Below are 384 nucleotides of genomic sequence, written 5' to 3' on the forward strand. Positions count from 1 at the left end.
GAAAAAGCGAGTGGTTTTGTGTTGAGTGTGAGGGCAGTTGAAGCCTCTGGTGCTAGTATGACAGCAAGTAGTAACCGTATTGCTATTGGTTCGGATATTGGTCAAAGTGATATTGTGTTAACGGCAAAAAGTATTCCTACTACCGTAAATATTTTAGAAGAGCAATTTAAATTACAAGTTGCGGCCAAGCGCAAAAATGGCAGCGCAGCAACTGGCAGAATGGTAAAGCTTGTGCTCAATGAAGGTTCGAACACTGGTATTACCATTCAAGGTAATGAAAAAACTACAAACAGCAGTGGTATTGCTGAGTTTACCATTGAGGTTAGTCAGAGCTTAAGTCAAATACAACGCGATCAACTTATTAAATCGGGCATTGGTTATACG

Annotated in this window: 1 protein-coding gene; it reads left to right on the plus strand. The window is 40.4% G+C overall.

What is annotated here, in order from left to right; all coding sequences use genetic code 11:
- The coding region (locus BTV99_RS13570) for a hypothetical protein (protein ID WP_178377983.1) at positions 1–384 on the plus strand (384 nt) is incomplete at both ends.

The organism is Psychrobacter sp. Rd 27.2 (genome assembly GCF_001921755.1).
Lineage (GTDB): Bacteria > Pseudomonadota > Gammaproteobacteria > Pseudomonadales > Moraxellaceae > Psychrobacter > Psychrobacter celer.